The organism is Streptomyces sp. NPDC097617, assembly GCF_044761485.1.
GTDB lineage: Bacteria > Actinomycetota > Actinomycetes > Streptomycetales > Streptomycetaceae > Streptomyces.
The window spans coordinates 1-17,358 of the sequence record NZ_JBIWCL010000052.1 but is presented as its reverse complement, the minus strand read 5'-3'; the positions used below and the strand labels follow the sequence as shown (position 1 = coordinate 17,358).

Annotated in this window: 15 protein-coding genes and 1 tRNA gene; 11 read left to right on the top strand and 5 right to left on the bottom strand. The window is 72.9% G+C overall.

Annotation, left to right across the window (positions count from 1 at the left end; genetic code table 11):
• Positions 1-235 precede the first annotated feature (235 nt).
• Positions 236-1,822: an MFS transporter gene (locus tag ACIQZO_RS39760; protein WP_403636196.1), complete on the top strand. Its 1,587-nt coding sequence runs from the start codon at positions 236-238 to the stop codon at positions 1,820-1,822.
• A gap of 77 nt (positions 1,823-1,899) precedes the next feature.
• The gene (locus ACIQZO_RS39755; protein WP_403636194.1) at positions 1,900-2,775 is read left to right on the top strand and encodes a hypothetical protein; all 876 of its coding nucleotides are present in this window, start codon (positions 1,900-1,902) and stop codon (positions 2,773-2,775) included.
• Here the strand turns inward: ACIQZO_RS39755 and ACIQZO_RS39750 are convergent.
• A complete protein-coding gene (locus ACIQZO_RS39750; RefSeq protein ID WP_403636193.1) occupies positions 2,772-3,335 on the bottom strand; it encodes a CGNR zinc finger domain-containing protein in 564 nt (187 codons plus the stop codon). The genes ACIQZO_RS39755 and ACIQZO_RS39750 overlap by 4 nt on opposite strands.
• An 81-nt stretch (positions 3,336-3,416) precedes the next feature.
• Here ACIQZO_RS39750 and ACIQZO_RS39745 point away from each other — a divergent pair, with 81 nt between their 5' ends.
• The gene (locus ACIQZO_RS39745) at positions 3,417-4,304 is read left to right on the top strand and encodes an alpha/beta fold hydrolase (protein ID WP_403636191.1); all 888 of its coding nucleotides are present in this window, start codon (positions 3,417-3,419) and stop codon (positions 4,302-4,304) included.
• Between the two features lie 459 nt (positions 4,305-4,763).
• Entirely contained in the window at positions 4,764-5,498 is a 735-nt protein-coding gene (locus ACIQZO_RS39740; RefSeq protein ID WP_403636190.1) for a hypothetical protein, read from the top strand.
• A 10-nt stretch (positions 5,499-5,508) separates the two neighbouring features.
• Here the strand turns inward: ACIQZO_RS39740 and ACIQZO_RS39735 are convergent, their stop codons facing one another.
• The 3 genes from ACIQZO_RS39735 to ACIQZO_RS39725 all read right to left on the bottom strand — a co-directional run bounded on the left by ACIQZO_RS39735 (position 5,509) and on the right by ACIQZO_RS39725 (position 10,056).
• Positions 5,509-6,381: a cellulose-binding protein gene (locus ACIQZO_RS39735; protein ID WP_403636188.1), complete on the bottom strand. Its 873-nt coding sequence runs from the start codon at positions 6,379-6,381 to the stop codon at positions 5,509-5,511.
• Between the two features lie 131 nt (positions 6,382-6,512).
• Entirely contained in the window at positions 6,513-9,053 is a 2,541-nt protein-coding gene (locus ACIQZO_RS39730; RefSeq protein WP_403636186.1) for an SUKH-4 family immunity protein, read from the bottom strand.
• A 7-nt stretch (positions 9,054-9,060) separates the two neighbouring features.
• Positions 9,061-10,056, bottom strand: a complete 996-nt coding sequence (locus ACIQZO_RS39725) for an SMI1/KNR4 family protein (protein ID WP_403636184.1) — start codon at positions 10,054-10,056, stop codon at positions 9,061-9,063.
• A 231-nt stretch (positions 10,057-10,287) separates the two neighbouring features.
• Here ACIQZO_RS39725 and ACIQZO_RS39720 point away from each other — a divergent pair, with 231 nt between their 5' ends.
• Together ACIQZO_RS39720 and ACIQZO_RS39715 are read left to right on the top strand one after the other, a co-directional pair.
• A complete protein-coding gene (locus tag ACIQZO_RS39720) occupies positions 10,288-10,875 on the top strand; it encodes a YwqJ-related putative deaminase (RefSeq protein WP_403636182.1) in 588 nt (195 codons plus the stop codon).
• A gap of 2 nt (positions 10,876-10,877) precedes the next feature.
• Positions 10,878-11,387, top strand: coding sequence for an SUKH-3 domain-containing protein (locus ACIQZO_RS39715; RefSeq protein WP_403636181.1), 510 nt, complete (start codon positions 10,878-10,880; stop codon positions 11,385-11,387).
• A gap of 182 nt (positions 11,388-11,569) precedes the next feature.
• Here the strand turns inward: ACIQZO_RS39715 and ACIQZO_RS39710 are convergent, their stop codons facing one another.
• Entirely contained in the window at positions 11,570-12,853 is a 1,284-nt protein-coding gene (locus ACIQZO_RS39710) for a sensor histidine kinase (protein ID WP_403636179.1), read from the bottom strand.
• Between the two features lie 160 nt (positions 12,854-13,013).
• On the opposite strand from ACIQZO_RS39710, the gene ACIQZO_RS39705 reads away from it, so the two are divergent.
• The 5 genes from ACIQZO_RS39705 to pth all read left to right on the top strand — a co-directional run bounded on the left by ACIQZO_RS39705 (position 13,014) and on the right by pth (position 17,230).
• Positions 13,014-13,085, top strand: a tRNA-Gln gene (locus ACIQZO_RS39705).
• A 109-nt stretch (positions 13,086-13,194) separates the two neighbouring features.
• Positions 13,195-14,640, top strand: a complete 1,446-nt coding sequence (glmU, locus tag ACIQZO_RS39700) for a bifunctional UDP-N-acetylglucosamine diphosphorylase/glucosamine-1-phosphate N-acetyltransferase GlmU (protein ID WP_403636178.1) — start codon at positions 13,195-13,197, stop codon at positions 14,638-14,640.
• Positions 14,641-14,773: 133 nt separating this feature from the next.
• Positions 14,774-15,751, top strand: a complete 978-nt coding sequence (locus tag ACIQZO_RS39695) for a ribose-phosphate diphosphokinase (protein ID WP_403636176.1) — start codon at positions 14,774-14,776, stop codon at positions 15,749-15,751.
• A 205-nt stretch (positions 15,752-15,956) separates the two neighbouring features.
• Positions 15,957-16,541, top strand: coding sequence for a 50S ribosomal protein L25/general stress protein Ctc (locus ACIQZO_RS39690; protein WP_403636175.1), 585 nt, complete (start codon positions 15,957-15,959; stop codon positions 16,539-16,541).
• A 98-nt stretch (positions 16,542-16,639) separates the two neighbouring features.
• A complete protein-coding gene (gene pth / locus ACIQZO_RS39685) occupies positions 16,640-17,230 on the top strand; it encodes an aminoacyl-tRNA hydrolase (RefSeq protein WP_403636173.1) in 591 nt (196 codons plus the stop codon).
• Positions 17,231-17,358: the final 128 nt, after the last annotated feature.

Sequence of the window (17,358 nt, the reverse complement as noted above, 5' to 3'; positions counted from 1 at the left end):
TCTGGCACAACGACAAGACTGGGCAGCCGGTCAAGCGGTCACTGATCGCCTACGACCACTGACAGTGAGGACACCCCTTGGACTCATTCATCTAGGGGATCTGCACCCTTCGGCGTACCGACCCTGGGGGATACCGCCCGGCACCCGGCGGTGAGATGGTGTTCCCCGCAGTTACGTGCAGGGGGAAGGAATCTCGGTGGCATCGGCGCAGAGCACGGGCGCGAGTTCGGACGGCATACCCGCGGGGCGTCCGGAGCACCCGTCCGGGGGCCGGGTTCCGGCCAGGGACCGGACCGGCGGCGCCGGTGGCGCACCCGCGAAGAAGCCCGCCGCACGGCCTCCGGCCCCGGTCGTCGCCTCGCTCATGCTCGGTATGGCCCTCGTCGCCCTCGACAGCACCATCGTCGCCACCGCCGTCCCGCAGATCGTGGGCGACCTCGGCGGGTTCTCCGTCTTCTCCTGGCTCTTCTCCGGCTACCTGCTCGCGGTGACCGTCACCCTGCCCGTCTACGGAAAGCTGTCCGACACCTTCGGCCGCAAACCCGTCCTGCTCTTCGGCACCGGCCTCTTCCTCGTCGGCTCGCTGCTGTGCGCGTCCGCCTGGAACATGGCCGCCCTCATCGCCTTCCGCCTCGTCCAGGGCCTGGGCGGCGGCGCCCTCCAGGGCACGATCCAGACCCTGGCCGCCGACCTGTACCCGCTGGCGGAACGGCCGCGGATCCAGGCCCGGATGTCCAGCGTCTGGGCCACCTCGGCCGTCGCCGGACCGGCGCTCGGCGGACTGCTCGCCTCGTACGCGCACTGGCGCTGGATCTTCCTGATCAACCTGCCGCTGGCCGGCCTCGCCCTGTGGATGGTCGCCCGTCATCTGAAGGAGCCCGTACGGTCGCCCGGCCGCCGGGGGCCCGTCGACTGGGCGGGGGCGCTGGGCGTCTTCGCCTGCGGCGGCGTGCTGCTGTTCGCCCTCGTCCAGGGCGGGGTCGCCTGGCCCTGGCTGTCCGCGCCCTCGCTGGGGCTGCTGGGCGCGAGCGCGGTACTGGCCGCCGTCGTGGTCCGGGTGGAACGCCGGGCCGAGGAACCGATCCTGCCCGGCTGGGTGTGGCGCCGGCGCACCATCGCCGCCGTCAACCTGGCCCTGGGGGCGCTCGGCCTGCTGATGGTCGCGCCGATGGTGTTCATGCCGACCTACGCGCAGTCGGTGCTGGGCCTCGGCCCCGTCGGCGCCGGCCTGGTGATGTCGGTGATGACCCTGAGCTGGCCCGTCTCCGCCGCGCTCAGCCAGCACGTCTACCGGCGCATCGGCTTCCGCAACACCGCGGCCGTCGGGATCGGCCTGGCCGCGGTGATCCTGTTCTCCTTCACCCTGCTCCCCTACCCCGCCCGGCCCTGGCAGCCCGCGCTGATCATGCTGCTGCTGGGCGGCGCCCTCGGCCTCTTCCAGCTCCCGCTGATCGTCGGCGTCCAGTCCACCGTGGGGTGGGCCGAACGCGGGACCACGACGGCCTCGGTGCTGTTCTGCCGGCAGGTCGGCCAGAGCGTGGGTGCCGCCCTGCTCGCCGCCGTCGCCAACGCCACCATCGCCGCCCGCCTGGCGGACGCCCCCGTACCCGGCCTCCCGGAGCACCTGGACGACGTGGCGGAGGCACTGGAGCGCCCGGAGCTGCTCCCCGGGGCCGCCGCCGACTACCTGCGCGAGGCCGTGGCCGTCGCCGTGGAGCACATCTTCCTCGGGGCGACGGCGGCCGCCGTGGCCGCGCTGCTGGTCCTGCTGCTGGTGGCCCCGCGCCGGTTCCCCGTGCTGCCCGAACCGGGCGAGGAGTAACAGCACGGAGGGGCGGCTTGTCATGGCCGGGCCAGTAAGTGACCCTCGTGGCAGGACCGTTCCAGGGGGACCACGACATGGCATCCGCACTCTGCGCACTCGCGTTACTGGCCGCACTGGCCGGCTCGATCTGCCTGCGGCTCGGCCGCAGCCCGGGCTTCATCACCGGCCGCGACGGCCGCCTCTCCACCTCGATCGTGCTCGCCTTGGCCTGGACGGTGATCCTGCTCTGGCTGCTGCTGACGATCCTCGGCTACGGGCTCACCGCGGGCGGCGGGGTCGCGTACTTCCGGGGCGCCGACGGCCCGCTGTCCACGCTGACCACGGTGTACCTGCCGCTGCTCGGCGGCCCGTACGTGGCCCTGATCGCGGCGAAGGCCGTCGTCGGCCTGCGCGTGGAGCACGGCACCATGGCCAAGCCCGCCGCCCGGCCGACCGGCTCCGGCCGCCGGCCCCTGCACGAGCTGATCGCGAACGACAGCGGGCGCACCGACCTGGTGGACCTCCAGTACGTCGCGCTCAGCGCGGTCACCATGCTGTACGTGGTGCTGTTCTTCCTCGCGGACGTGGGCGGCGGACTCCCGCGCCTGCCCGCCGAGATGTGGGCCCTGACGGGCGCCCCGGCGGGCGCGTACCTGGTCAACAAGATGGCCGTGCGCGCGAACCCGGTCATCACGAACGTCGTGCTGGAGGACGGCCGGCTGACGGTCGAGGGCGGCGGCTTCACCGCCGGCCCGGCGGGCCCCCCGCCCCTGCTCACCATCGACGACACCCCCCTCGCGACCCGGACCGACCCGCTGACGGGCGCCCTGACCGCCGTCCTCGATCCCCCGAGGACGCCTCCGTTCACGCTGGTCGTCGCGGCCCGGGGCCTGCGCAGCGACCCGTACCGCTACGAGCCCGCGCCGCAGCCGCCCGTCCCGGCCCAGCAGCGGGCGGCCGACCCCCTCTAGGTCGCCGTATCGCCCTTGTGGCGGGCGTAGTAGCGGGCCACGCGGGCCCGGTTGCCGCAGACCGACGCCACGCACCAGCGGCGCCGGGGGTGCGCCGGCAGGAAGAGCAGGACGCAGTCCTGCGCCTCGCACGCGCGCACCTGTCCCACCCGGGGGTCCGTCAGGAGCTCCGCGGTCGCCTCGGCCAGCTCCGCCGCGAGCCGCCGGGCCGGCTCGGCGCCGCGGTGCGTCGCGGCGGCCGTCCCGCCCTCCTCGGTCCAGGCGAGCACCCGGTACGGGGGCGCCGCGGCCAGGGCCTCGTTCAGCGCGCGCAGCGCCCCGGCCGGGGGGCGCCCACCGCACCGCGCCGCGTCCAGCGCCGGGCGCGCGGCCTCCCGTACGGCCCGTACGGCGGCCACCTCGGCCGCGCCGACGGCACCGACCGGGGTCAGCCGCCCGGCCTGCGCGGCCAGCCACGCCGCGAGCCCCGCCGGGTCGGCGACGAGGTCGCCCGTGGCGGCCTCGGTGTTGAGGAGGTCCAGCGCGAGGGGCTCACCGGTGAGCGGAAAGGTCACTGTCACCTGGCTAATGTTACTTGAATGCCTTGACCCATTAGCGATCACCGGCAAGACTAATGGAACCAAGGACGCAGGAGGCATGTGATGACCACGGCTCGCCGCACCATTCCCACCATCCGGCACCGCACCGTCGAGGTGGACGGCGTCCGCGTCGCCTACCGCGAGAGCGGCCCCGCCGACGGACCCGTACTGCTGCTCCTGCACGGCTTCCCCACCGCATCCCACCAGTTCGCCCGCCTGATGGACGCCCTCGGCGACACCCCGTACCGCCTGATCGCCCCCGACTACCCCGGCTTCGGGCGCACCGAGGCCCCGACCGGGTTCACGTACACCTTCGACCGGCTCGCCGACATCGTGGAGGGCTTCACCGACGCTCTCGGGCTGGACCGCTTCGCCCTGTACGTCTTCGACTTCGGCGCCCCGGTCGGCCTGCGGCTCGCCGCCCGCCGCCCGGAGCGGGTGACCGGCCTGATCGTGCAGAACGGCAACGCCTACGAGGAGGGCCTCTCGGACGCGGCCCGCGAGTTCGCCGGACTCCGGCGCGAGGTCCCCGGCAACGAGGAGCGTGTCCGCGGCCTCTTCACCCTGGAAGGCACCCGCTTCCAGTACGAGACCGGCGTCGCGGACACCGGCCTCCTCTCCCCCGACAGCTGGACCCTCGACGTCCATTACCTCGGCCTGCCGGGCCGCGCGGACGCCCAGGCCGACCTCGCCTTCGACTACGCCTCGAACTTCGCCCACTACCCCGCCTGGCAGGCGTGGCTGCACTCCGCACGGATCCCGGTGCTGGTCGTCTGGGGAGCGGGCGACCCCTTCTTCACCCCGGCGGGCGCGAAGGCCTACCTCCGCGACGCCCCGGACGCCGAGGTCCACGTCTTCGAGGGCGCGGGCCACTTCGCCCTGGAGACCCACCTCCCGCAGATCGCCCCGCTGATCGAGGACTTCCTCAGCGGCGCCGCGGTGGCCCGATGACCTGCTGCCCGATCCGCCCGGCGAGCCACTGCGCGAAGCCGTCCCCGTAGCCGTACCGGCCGCCCCGGCGCATGTGGGACCGGGACGGCTACGGCGACCGAATGGTCATTTCCCCGCACCGAGCTCGTGACAGCTCGTCAGAACCACCCGCTCCGGGGAATCATCCGAGCGATCGACCATTCCGTTCGTACACGGGGCCACCATGCGCACTGCCCGAACCAGTCGGAGAACGTACGCCCTCGGAGCCGCGGCGCTCGCCGCGCTCCTCTCGTCCACGGCCTGCAACCCGGGCATCGCGGACACCAAGAACCCCGCCACGCCCGGGTCACGTACTGGAACCGCGACCTCGGCGCGATCGAGGACTTCCTGTTCAGGTCGGGCACCCCCTAGGGCACGGGGCTCCGGGCACAGAGCGGACCGGACCGGGCGCTGTCGGTGGGGTGCCGTAGCGTCGACGGCATGATCTCCGAGCCGACGGGCCGGGCCGCCGGCCCCTATGACGCCGCCTTCCTGCCACGGCTGCGGATGTCCTTCCGGGCCGCGCACGAGCCGGTCACACAGCCGGTGTCGAAGTTCGGCGGGCAGCCGGTCTGGCTGGACGGACCGGCCTGGCCGATGCATCCGCGTACGGGCGAACCGCTCGTGTTCATCGGCCAGTTCCGGGTGCCGGGCGACGAGGTGCGCCTCGCGTACCTGTTCCTGCACGAGGAGGGCGTGGTCATGGGCGGTGACACGCCGGAGGACGGCGAGGCCGTCGTCCTGGTCCAGCCGGCTGGGCGAATACCGCCCTTCGCGGCGATCGGCTCCCCCGGCACCCGGGGCAGAACCCTGTGGCGCTGGGGTCCGGACTACACGGAGGTGCCCGTCGAATGGCTGACGGACCTGGCTCCGATGCCGCCTGAGGCCGACGCGGCCGCGACCGCGGCCGCCGCCCACTCACGGAGGCTGCGGGGCGAGGGCCCGGACGTCGCATTTCCCGAGGCTGACTGGCCCGGGGACTTCCTGGGGGGCGAAGCGGTCTACCCCAACAATCTGGCCTTCGGCATCGACGCCTCCTGGCGGTTCCTCTGCCAGTTCGAGGACCGGGGCGAGGGGGAGACGGACCCCTTCTTCCTCAACTTCGGCTACGGAAGCGGCTTCCTGTTCCTCAGTTCCGACCACCTCGAAGGCCGGTTCATGTGGGACTGCAGCTGAGACGCCCCGCCTAGCCCTCGGCGGGGGCGCGGCCGGTCAGGGCCGCCAGGCTGGAACGGACGTGGTTCATGTGCGCCCGCATCTCCTCCGCCGCCTCCCCCTGCTCCCGCAGGATCGCCCGCGTCTCGCGCCCGGTCCGCTCCTCCGCCACCCGCGCCCCCGCGACCAGCTCGGCGGCCCGCGCCTCCGCGTCCTCCTGACCGTGCCGCGCCGACTCCTCGGCCTCCGCGAAGCCCCGACGTGCCTGCGCCAGCCGCGACTCGGCGTACCGCTCCAGCTCCGCATGGCGCGCGTCCAGTTCCGCCTCCCGCGCCGTCAGCTCCCGCTCCGCCGTCTCCCGGCGCTCCGTCTGCTCCTGCTCGCGCTCCGCCAGCTCCGCGTCCGCCCGCCGCCGGGTCTCCGTCAGCGCGGCCACCGCCTGCGCCCGCCACTGCGCCGCGTCCTCCCGCGCCGACGCCCGCACGTCGTCCGCCTCGCGCTGCGCCCGCAGCAGCCCCTGCCGGGCCCGGACCTCCGTCTGCTCGCGCACCGCCTCCGCGTCGCCCCGCGCGAGTTCCGCGGCCCGGTCGGCCCGCGCCTCGGCCGCGCCCAGCGTCGTGGAGGCGTCCACCCGCGCGTCCGCCCGTACGGCGACCGCCTCCTCCTGCGCCAGCAGCAGGATCCGCCGGGCCCGCTCGCTCAGCTCGTCGTACGTCTGCGGTGCCAGCGCGCAGACCTCGTCCCTCAGCCGCGCCGCCTGCGACTCCATCTGCTTGGCCAGGACCGTCAGCCGCGCCACCCGCTCCCAGGCCTCGTCCCGACTCCCGGAGAGCCGGGCGAGGTACCGGTCGACCTCGTCCATGCGGTAGCCGCGACCGCGCACGGTCGCCATGGGTGCACTCATCCTGGATGCGCCTCTCTCGCGGGGATTCCCGTCAAGGATGCGTCATTTGATACCGGAAGCCCGAATGGCCGGGCCGAGACCCTGTTCGAAGGTCCCGACCCGGCCATCCAATGGATCATCCGATCAACCGATCAGAGCAATCCGTCCCACATCTGCTCCAGCAGCACCGACCACCAGCTGTCCGGCGAGGCCAGCGCCGCGCTGTCGAGCCCCGCCAGATTCGCCTGGAAATCGACGGTCCAGCGGCCCGCCTGCTCCGGCGTCAGATGCTGGCGCAGCCGCCACATGTGACCCAGCATCGCGAGGGACCGCGCGAACTGCGGCAGGCTCGAATTCACGAACTGCGGCGGCACCGGAGCACCCCCGGGACCACCCTCCACCGGCACCGCGACGATGTGCGCGGTGCCGTACTGGACACACAGCGCCTTACCGAAGTCGCTGCCCACGACCAGGTACGAGCCCGCGTCCGAGGCCGACTGGACCTGCCGCTGCTGGGCCAGCTCGGCCAGCGTCGGCACCGGCTGGCCCGGCACCGCCTGCGCCCAGAAGAACGGCCCGAAATCGACGGGCAGACCCGACCACATCAGCGTCTGCGCCACGATCTCCGGCACACCCTGGCGGGACACGGCCCGCTGGTCGAAGCGGAACACGCCCTGCGGACCGAACGCGGCCGTCAGCTCCTGCGCGATCGCCTCCAGCGGGATCGCCGGCTGCAGCGGTACCTGCGGCAGCGGCGCCCGTACCGGCGCGGGGCGCGCCGGACCGTCCGCCACCTGGTGCAGCTCGCCCTGGTGGGTGAGCAGGTGCCGCATGCCCTGCTGGCGGCCCGCGTGGTCCTTGCCGTACGGGGCCACGCTCGTGATCCGCACCTGCGGCCAGGTCTCCCGGATCATCCGGGCGCAGTAACCGCCGGGCAGCTCGCAGGACTCCAGCTCGGTGTGCAGCTCCAGCACCTGCTGCGGCGGCACGTTCATGGCGCGCAGCTCGTAGAGGATCTGCCACTCCGGGTGCGGGGTGCCGGGCGCCGAGCGGCGGATGAGCTGCTGCTCGGAGCCGTCGGGCGCGCGGTAGCGGAGCACGGCCTGGTAGCCGGGGCCGACCGTGGGCGCCCCGGTCGGGACCGGGGGCTGCGCAGCGGGCCCACCGGTCGCACCCGGCGGCGGGCCGGGCGGACCGGGCGGCTGACCGGTGACGGACGGACCCGCCAGCATCGTCGCGGCATGGTCGATCCCGCCACCGGGAGCACCGGGGGTGCCGGGGGCACCGGGAGCGCCGGGCGGACCGGGAGGCTGCGGTACGCCGGGACCCGCGAGCATGGTGGCGGCGTGATGGGCCCCGCCACCGGGAGCCCCGGGCGGACCGGGCGGACCCGGCGGCTGACCGGTGACGGACGGACCGGCCAGCATCGTGGCGGCGTGGTCGACACCCCGGCCCTGCGAACCGGGAGCCCCCGGCGGACCGGGAGGCGCGGGCGGCCGACCCGCACCCGGAGCACCGGGCGGGCCGGGAGGCGCGGGCGGCTGACCCGTGACGGACGGACCCGCCAGCATCGTCGCGGCGTGGTCGACACCCCGGCCCTGCGAACCGGGAGCCCCCGGCGGACCGGGAGGCGCGGGCGGCCGACCCGCACCCGGAGCACCGGGCGGCTGCGGGACACCGGGGCCGGCCAGCATGGTGGCGGCATGGTGCGCCCCGCCGCCGGGGGCCGAGGGCGCACCGGGCGGGCCCGGCGGCGTCGACGGCCTCGACGGCCGGGAGACGTGGGCCTTGCTGGTCGGCGCGTCCGCGATGTCACTCGCCGCGGAATCGCCCCCCGGACGTCCTGCGGGACCGCCGACCGGACCGCCGACCGGACCGCCCGCGGAAGCACCGTCCGATGCCCCCAGCGCGGGCACGATCGCGGTCCGCGGCAGCTGGCTGCCGCCCGCCATCAAGGTGGTCTTCGCCTCCGGGGCCACCCCGGACGACGGCGCGTCGTCCAGGTCCGACCCGGACAGCGGCGGCGCGAACACGGTCGCGGGCAGCGGTACGGACACGTCGTCCGCACCGGAGTTCACATCGGTACCCGCCCACGGCGTGGCACCGATCGGCACCGCGGCCGGAACCCCGTCGTTGGCCGTGGGCTCGTACGGGATCTCGCCCCCGCGCCGCAGCGGCACGGCCTCGACGGGCGCCGGCGCCGCGGGAGCGGAGGCCGGCGCGCGCTCGGGCGCGACATCGGCGGGCGCCTGCGGAGCCGGCGTCGGAGCCGGAGCCGACGTCGACGTCGACGTCGACGTCGACGTCGACCGCGGTGCGATTCCCGCCCGGTCCGCGGCCTCCTGCAGCCACTCGGGCGGGCTGAGCATGAAGGACGTCTGCTCCGAGTCGATCCGCGGCGTCGGAACCGAAGCCTCCGAAGCCGCCGCGGCCACGGTCCCGTACTCCTCCTCGTACCGCCGGATCACCTCTCCCACCGGCAGTCCCGGCCACAGCGTCACCTCCCCGCTGTCCCGCGCGATGACCAGCCGCTGCCGCCCACCACCGGACACGGGACCGGCCGCGCGGTCCTCCGCCCACACCACGAACCCGAGCCCGAACTCCCGTACGCGCACCTCGCGGTGCTGGTACGCGGGCACGTCGCCGTTGATCCACTCCTCGGCGCGCTCCTGCGCCTGCGCAAACGTCACCATCGCGCGCTCACCCCTCCACCGGTGCCGAACCCGACACCGGAACCGAACGTGCGAATCCGCCGTCCACCATCAGACCGGCCACCGACTCCAGCTCTGGCGGGTTTCCCGCCAGCCGCTCCAGAAAGGCGTCGAAATCAGCACCGCACGGCAGCAGCAACCGCTCCACGCGCTCCTGGACCGACCAGCCGTCCCGGTCGCGGGCATCGTCGTACGGGGAGAACCACACCGAGCCGATGCCCTCTCCCTTGACCTTCAGCGCGAGCAACCCGCCCTGGGCGAAGGCCACGCACAGGTAGTCCTTCGTCAGGTGGTCCCGCAGACACTTGTTGACGTACACGAGGTCGTTGATCGCCGCCTCCTCACGCACCGTGAAGAAGGGCTGGTCCACCAGCAGACCCAGGTCCACGTCCAGGCCCGCACCCACCGGCGCGCAGCCGCCCGCGGCCTTCAGGAACGAGCGGTACGCCTCCGGCAGCCGGTAGCCGAGGTCCTCCTCGACGCCCTGGACCTGCTCCTCGGCGACCGACACGACCGACTTCGGCAGCCCCAGGTGCGCCGGGCGCACCTCCTGCAACGCCCGCGTACCGCGCTTCTCGTGGTCCACCGGAGCCGTCGTCAGGCCCGCGTGATGCCGCAGCAGCGCCTTCACCTCGACCGGGACCAGCTCCATGCGCCGCGAACCCGCCACGTGGTGCCAGGTCCAGCCGTGCGGGGTCGCCACCGGCCCGACCGTGTCCCACAGCTCGTGCCCGGCGGCCTTCATCGCCGCGTTCGCGGACACGTAGTCCGTGAGCCGCAACTCGTCCACGCCGAAGCCCTCCGGCGGTTCGGCGATCTCCACGGCCGCGCGCGCGTAAGCGGAGAAGTCCGGATGCCCATTGCCGTCCATCCGCACCCCGTGAGGATGCCGAGCGGCCCGGACCGGGTCCGGGAAGTGCACGACCTGCCCCGAGTAAGCGGCGTTGGGTGGCGCGGCCTGCTGCCCGAGCCGACCTGTCGTCATGGCGGTAGCCCCCTGCTGGATCTGGCTGGTTCACCACAGCCTATGCGCTGGGGCAAGAGCCTCAACCGCGCCCGACCGGCGCACCCGCCCGAGGGCCAGGAACATCCGAATTGATACGAATATTCGACCCCGCTTCCGCATGACAGGTGACGTTTGGCAGGCTGTCCCCTCAGCACGGGGGCGTGCGCGACAGCGGTCACCACCGCCGCCACGGGAGGGAAAAGCGCGACCATGCACAACACGGCAACACGCACAGAATCCGGCGACACCCCGCCGGGCGCACCGGACGCACCGGGCGCGGCCGGCCCCACCGGCCCGGCCGGCGAAGCCGCCGGGCCCGCCGGCGACCCCCGCCTGCGCTGGAGCAGCACCGACGGCCGCCCCGCCGTGCCCGTCCTGCGGTTCCGCCGGGACGGCATCCTCCCCACCGTCGCGGCCGCCCTCTCCGTACGCGGCGAGACGCTCACCGGCACCGCCGGGAAGGCCGACCAGCCGCCCGTGCTCCACCCGCTCGTCCAGGACTTCCTCGACACGCTCACCAGCGGCCAGCGCGAACGATTCACCGGCCGGTGTCCGGAGGCGATCCTGCTCTCGCGCCACCTCACCTCCGTCGAGGGCGCCCGTTCCCGGCGCGCCTCCCGCAAGCCCCTCACCCCGAGCGAGGCCCGCCGCTCCCTCAAGCAGGCGAAGATCACCGCCCGCCGCATCCGCGAGGACGGCGACCCCCTCCACGGCAGTTACGCACCTCCCTGTCGCTCCTGCGACGCTCTCCTCGCCCACTTCGGCGTACGCTCCGTCGACCTCACCCCAGCCGAGTAGCCATGACCAGCGCATCCGCCTCGTACGACCGCTCCTCGGCCACCCGTTTCCCGGTCGCCGTGGACTCCGCCCTGCGCACCGCCGGGTGGGAACCCGGCCGCTGGGACATCAAGCAGGCCGAGTACTGGGCCGACGCCCTCCGGGACCACACCACGCCCGCCGGGCACCGGCACACCGTCTTCCCCGCCGCCGTCGAGGCGTGGGCCGAATTCGGCGGCCTGACGATCACCGCGCCCGGCGCCGGCCGCCAGATCGCCCCGACGCCGGTGCGGATCGACCCGCTCACCGGACTCCACCTCGCGCGCACCTTCGCCGACCTCGGCCGGGCCCTGTCGACCCAGCTCTGCCCCCTGGGCGTCGAGGCCGACGGGGGCTCCCACCTCGCGCTCGACCGCGAGGGCCGGGTCTACGGCATCGACCACACCGGCGACTGGTACCTCGGCCCGAACGTCGACGAGGCCCTCACCCTTCTCCTGACAGGCCTCCAACCCACCCGCCTCACCACAGCCTGACCCCACCGACCAACCCGGCCCCCGCCGACCAACCCGACCAACCCGGCCCAGCCGGCGTTTGAGGCGATCCTTCAGCCCCGCCGGCGCTTGAGGCGCGCTCTTTCAGCCCCGCCGGCGCTTGAGGCGCGGGGGCCCGGGGGCAGCGCCCCCGGCAACGGCGCCGCACCCGGCCACGGCCACGGCTACCGAACGGGCAGCACCGCCGACACCCGAAATCCCCCCGCATCCGTCGGCCCCGACACGAACACCCCACCCAGCCCCAGCACCCGCTCCCGCATCCCGACCAGCCCGTTGCCCCCACTGGGCAGCCCCGGCTCGGCGGCCTTGCCGTCGCACGGTCCGTTCTCCACCTGCATGGCGACCTCCCCCGACCGGTGCGCGAGCCGCACCACGACCCGCGCGCCCGGGGCGTGCTTGTGACAGTTGGTGAGCGCCTCCTGCACCACGCGGTACGCCGTCTGCTCGACCTCCGCCGCGTACGCCGCCCCCTCGCCGTGCACCAGCATCTCCACGGCCATCCCGGCCGCCCGCGACTGACCGACCAGCACCTCCAGCTCCTCGAGCGAGGGCCCGTCCTCCGCGCCCCCCGCGAACGCCGCCACGGCGACGGGCACGGCAGGCGCGCGGTGCACCGCCGCCGCGGCGACCGCGGCCCGGTCCGCCTTGGGCGCCGACCGGAGCACGCCGAGCATCTCCCGCAGCTCCGTCAACGCCTGCCGGCCCATGTCCCCCACCAGCGCCGCGTTCTTCGCGGCGCGCGCCGGGTCCTTGACCGCCACCGCCTCCAGGGCGGCCGCGTGCACCACCATCAGCGACACCCGGTGGGCCACCACGTCGTGCATCTCCCGCGCGATGCGGGTGCGCTCCTCCGTACGGGCCCACTCGGCCCGCTCCTCCGCCCGGTCCGCCAGCAGCGACAGCTCCCGCTCGAGCGAGTCCGCGCGTTCCTGCAGGCTCTCCATCAGCCGACGCCGGGCTCCGATGTAGAGCCCGAACAGGACCGGCGGCACGGTCAGCGCCACCGCGACGAATACGGACAGCACGACCACGAGCGTCGGGTCGGCCTCCACGTCCCCCCGGGTGCGCAGGTACATCACGACGAACGTCGCGGCCAGCGACATCGAGGCGAGCGTGGCCGTGATCCGCCGCGGCACCTCGGACGAGGCCAGCGTGTACATCCCGACCACCGCGAGCAGGAACCCCATCGCGGCCGGCGAGACGGCGATCCCCACCAGCACCACGGCGATCGGCCACCGCCGCCGCAGCACGAGCGTGGCCCCCACCACGAACCCGAACAGCACGCCGACCGCGGTCGGCAGCCCCGCCTCCGCGGCGAAGGACACTCCCTCCCACGCGCATTCGACGGCGGACACGCCGCCGAGCACCACATCCCCTGCGGCTTCCCGCCGCCGCGCCCACCACAAAGGCGGCCCGGCGCGGCCTTCCACTTCCCCCGTACTGGTCATGCCGTCCAGCGTACGGGCGGCCCCGGCGGCGCCCCGGGGAAATACCCGCCACCGAAACGGCGGGGACGGGTACCGTCGCGGTGAAGGCAGGTGGTGCGGCATAGTAGGGACGGCCAGCTTGATCGGTACGCCGAAATGTCCGGTTAAGCCACCCAAACTATCCCCTGTGGTGTAATTGGCAGCACTGAGGCTTTTGGTGCCTTATGTCCGGGTTCGAGTCCTGGCGGGGGAGCTGATCGACTCCGGGTCCGGACCGTCAAGGTCGGGACCCGCGTTCGTTTGGGCCGACCGGCACCCCGGTATCCTTCACGGGTCCACCCCCGAAGCCGAAGGGCACACCCGTGAGCGCCAACCGCCCGGCAGCCGTCGTCGTACTCGCAGCGGGTGAAGGCACCCGCATGAAGTCGGCGACTCCCAAGGTTCTGCACCAGATCTGCGGGCGCTCGCTCGTCGGTCACGTCGTCGCCGCCTCCCGCGAACTGGACCCCGAGCACCTCGTCGTGGTCGTCGGGCACGCCCGGGAGCAGGTCACGGCGCACCTGGCCGGCATCGACGCCGATGTCCGCACCGCCGTCCAGTACGAGCAGAACGGCACCGGTCACGCCGTCCGCATGGCCCTCGAAGAGCTCGGCGGCGGCCTCACCGGCACCGTGATCGTCGTCTGCGGCGACACCCCGCTGCTGACCGGGGAGACCCTGGCCCGCCTCGCGCGCACGCACGACGCCGACGGCAACGCCGTCACCGTGCTGACCGCCGAGGTCCCCGACTCCACCGGCTACGGACGGATCGTCCGGGACGCCGGCGGCGCCGTGACGGCGATCGTCGAACACAAGGACGCCTCCGACGCCCAGCGCGCGATCCGTGAGATCAACTCGGGCGTCTTCGCCTTCGACGGCGCCCTGCTCGCCGACGCGCTCGGCAAGGTCCGCACCGACAACAGCCAGGGCGAGGAGTACCTCACCGACGTACTCGGCATCCTGCGCGAGGCCGGGCACCGCGTCGGCGCGGCCGTCGGCAGCGACCACCGGCAGATCCTCGGGATCAACAACCGCGTCCAGCTCGCCGAGGCCCGCGCGCTGCTGAACGCGCGCCTGCTGGAGCAGGCCATGCTCGCGGGCGTCACGGTCGTCGACCCCGCCGGCACCTTCGTCGACGTGACCGTCACCTTCGGGCAGGACGCGATCGTGCACCCCGGCACCCAGCTGCTGGGCACCACGCACATCGCCGAGGGCGCCGAGGTCGGCCCCAACACCCGCCTGAAGGACACCCACGTGGGCGCGGGCGCCCGGGTGGACAACACCGTCGCCGAGAGCGCGGTCGTGGGCCCGCAGGCGAACGTGGGCCCCTTCGCGTACCTGCGCCCCGGCACGAACCTCGGCGCGAAGGCCAAGGCCGGTACGTACGTCGAGATGAAGAACGCGACGATCGGCGAGGGCACCAAGGTCCCCCACCTGTCCTACGTGGGCGACGCGACGATCGGCGAGTACACCAACATCGGCGCCGCGAGCGTCTTCGTGAACTACGACGGCGAGCACAAGCACCACACCACCATCGGCTCACATTGCAAGACGGGCTCGGACAACATGTTTGTGGCTCCCGTCACGATCGGGGACGGCGCCTACACGGCCGCCGGATCCGTGATCACCAAGGATGTTCCGCCCGGCGCCCTGGCCGTGGCCCGCGGCCAGCAGCGGAATATCGAGGGCTGGGTGGCCCGCAAGCGTCCGGGCAGTGCGGCTGCCACGGCGGCGCAGTCGGCGGCCACGGGGGACGCCGAGCGCCCCTGAGGTGAACTGACCGGAAACAGGTACGCCCGTTACGGCGTACCGTCGTAGGTGCACGCAATTCGGCTGGCTCACCGTGTGCGGGACGGACGCGCATGGGGGCGAGCAGCTTCAACACGTCTGAGGAGACTGTGCTGTGACCGGGATCAAGACGACCGGCGAGAAGAAGCTGATGCTCTTCTCCGGCCGCGCCCACCCCGAGCTGGCCGAGGAGGTTGCGCATCAGCTGGGCGTCACCCTCGTGCCGACCAAGGCTTTCGACTTCGCGAACGGCGAGATCTACGTCCGCTTCCAGGAGTCGGCACGTGGCGCGGACTGCTTCCTGATCCAGAGCCACACGGCTCCGATCAACAAGTGGATCATGGAGCAGCTGATCATGATCGACGCGCTGAAGCGCGCGTCGGCTCGCTCCATCACCGTGATCGTCCCGTCCTACGGGTACGCCCGCCAGGACAAGAAGCACAAGGGCCGCGAGCCGATCTCGGCCCGCCTGGTCGCCGACCTGCTGAAGACCGCGGGTGCGGACCGCATCCTCACGGTCGATCTGCACACGGACCAGATCCAGGGCTTCTTCGACGGCCCGGTGGACCACCTCTCGGCCCTCAACGTCCTCGCGGACTACGTCGGCGCCAAGGTGGACCGTACGAAGCTCACGATCGTGTCCCCGGACGCCGGCCGTGTGCGCGTGGCCGACCGCTGGTGCGACCGCCTGGACGCGCCGCTGGCGATCGTGCACAAGCGCCGCGACAAGGACGTCGCCAACCAGGTGACCGTCCACGAGGTCGTCGGCGAGGTCAAGGGCCGCGTCTGCGTCCTGGTCGACGACATGATCGACACCGGCGGCACCATCTGCGCCGCCGCCGACGCGCTGTTCGCGCACGGCGCGGAGGACGTCATCGTCACGGCCACGCACGGCATCCTGTCGGGCCCGGCGGCCGACCGCCTGAAGAACTCCAAGGTCAGCGAGTTCGTCTTCACGAACACTCTGCCGGACCCGTCCGACCTGGAGCTCGACAAGATCACGGTGCTGTCGATCGCCCCGATGATCGCGCGCGCGGTGCGCGAGGTCTTCGAGGACGGCTCGGTGACCAGCCTCTTCGAGGAGCAGCAGTAACCACAGCGGTAACCGCAGCGGTGACCGCTGCGCGCTAGATCCTTTTGGTGCGGCCTCTCCCGCCGGGTACACTCCATGAGTTGCTCGGCGAGGGAGGCCGTACCTTTTTTTCGGTACGGATACTCCGTTATCGACGCGCTCTTCGTAGCAGGCCGTTCCGGCCGGGTGACTTCCGTCTGTTTCCGTCACCCCACGAGGAGTGAGCATGTCCGAGGTCAAGCTTTCCGCCAAGATCCGTGACAACTTCGGCAAGGGCTCCGCCCGTCAGGCCCGTCGCGACGCCCTGACCCCCGCCGTCATCTACGGCCACGGCACCGAGCCGAAGCACGTCAACGTCGACGCCCACGCCCTCCAGCTGGCGCTGCGTACCCCGAACGTTCTGCTCTCCCTGGACCTGGGCGACGCCGGCACCGAGCTGGTCATCCCGAAGGCCGTGCAGAAGCACCCGCTGAAGCGCTCGATCTCCCACGTCGACTTCCTGATCGTCAAGAAGGGCGAGAAGGTCACCGTCGACGTCGCGATCGTCACCGAGGGCGAGCTGGCCGCCGGCGGCAACATGCTGGAGACCCTCCAGAACACCATCTCCGTCGAGGCCGAGGCCACGCACATCCCGACCGAGGTCACCGTCTCCATCGCGGGCCTCGAGGCCGGCGCGACCATCCACGCCTCGGACCTGATCCTCCCGAAGGGCACCACCCTGGCCGTCGACGGCGACATCGCCGTCCTGCAGGTCGTGGCCCCGCAGGCCGAGGAGCCGGCCGCCGACGCCGCCGAGGGCACCGAGGCCTGAGCCTCGCCCCACCCCCTCAGCAGTTGCTGACCGACCGCCGTCCGGCTCCACTGGAGCGGGACGGCGGTCGTCTTCATAGAGGAACCGAGGAGCTTTTGATGTCGGACGACGCGGCGCCCTGGCTGATCGTGGGCCTGGGGAACCCGGGACCGGAGTACGCGGGCAACCGCCACAACATCGGGTTCATGGTGGCCGACCTGCTGGCGGAGCGGATCGGCGGGAGGTTCAAGGCGCACAAGGCCCGCGCCCAGGTGGTCGAGGGCCGCATGGGTCCGCCGGGGCCGGCGAACCGCCGGGTGGTGCTGGCCAAGCCGATGACGTACATGAACCTGTCCGGCGGCCCGGTGACGGCCCTGCGCGACTTCTACAAGGTGCCGCTGGAGCGGATCGTCGCGGTCCACGACGAGCTGGACATCGACTACCCGACGCTGCGCCTGAAGCTCGGCGGCGGGGACAACGGGCACAACGGCCTGAAGTCGATGACCAAGTCGATGGGACCCGACTACCACCGCGTGCGGTGCGGCATCGGGCGTCCGCCGGGCCGGATGCAGGTCGCGGACTTCGTACTGAAGGACTTCTCCTCCACGGAGCGCAAGGAGCTGGACTGGTTCGTGGACCGGGCCGCGGACTCCGTGGAGTCCCTGATCGCCGAGGGTCTGGAGCGCGCCCAGTCGGCGTACAACTCCTGACCGCCCAGGACACGGGGAAGCCCCCGCACCGTTGGCGGTTTCTAGGGGTCCTCGCAACACCTGATGGCTTACGTGGTTGTCAGTAGATCACGCAGGCGCTCGGCTGGGGTTCTCCAGCCGAGCGTTTT

Bases quoted from the DNA above. Each gene is read 5' to 3' on its own strand.
- ACIQZO_RS39755 (WP_403636194.1), top strand. From the start codon at position 1,900: ATGGCATCCGCACTCTGCGCACTCGCGTTACTGGCCGCACTGGCCGGC.
- ACIQZO_RS39745 (WP_403636191.1), top strand. From the start codon at position 3,417: ATGACCACGGCTCGCCGCACCATTCCCACCATCCGGCACCGCACCGTC.
- ACIQZO_RS39740 (WP_403636190.1), top strand. From the start codon at position 4,764: ATGATCTCCGAGCCGACGGGCCGGGCCGCCGGCCCCTATGACGCCGCC.
- ACIQZO_RS39735 (WP_403636188.1), bottom strand. From the start codon at position 6,381: ATGAGTGCACCCATGGCGACCGTGCGCGGTCGCGGCTACCGCATGGAC.
- ACIQZO_RS39730 (WP_403636186.1), bottom strand. From the start codon at position 9,053: ATGGTGACGTTTGCGCAGGCGCAGGAGCGCGCCGAGGAGTGGATCAAC.
- ACIQZO_RS39725 (WP_403636184.1), bottom strand. From the start codon at position 10,056: ATGACGACAGGTCGGCTCGGGCAGCAGGCCGCGCCACCCAACGCCGCT.
- ACIQZO_RS39720 (WP_403636182.1), top strand. From the start codon at position 10,288: ATGCACAACACGGCAACACGCACAGAATCCGGCGACACCCCGCCGGGC.
- ACIQZO_RS39715 (WP_403636181.1), top strand. From the start codon at position 10,878: ATGACCAGCGCATCCGCCTCGTACGACCGCTCCTCGGCCACCCGTTTC.
- ACIQZO_RS39710 (WP_403636179.1), bottom strand. From the start codon at position 12,853: ATGACCAGTACGGGGGAAGTGGAAGGCCGCGCCGGGCCGCCTTTGTGG.
- ACIQZO_RS39690 (WP_403636175.1), top strand. From the start codon at position 15,957: ATGTCCGAGGTCAAGCTTTCCGCCAAGATCCGTGACAACTTCGGCAAG.
- pth (WP_403636173.1), top strand. From the start codon at position 16,640: ATGTCGGACGACGCGGCGCCCTGGCTGATCGTGGGCCTGGGGAACCCG.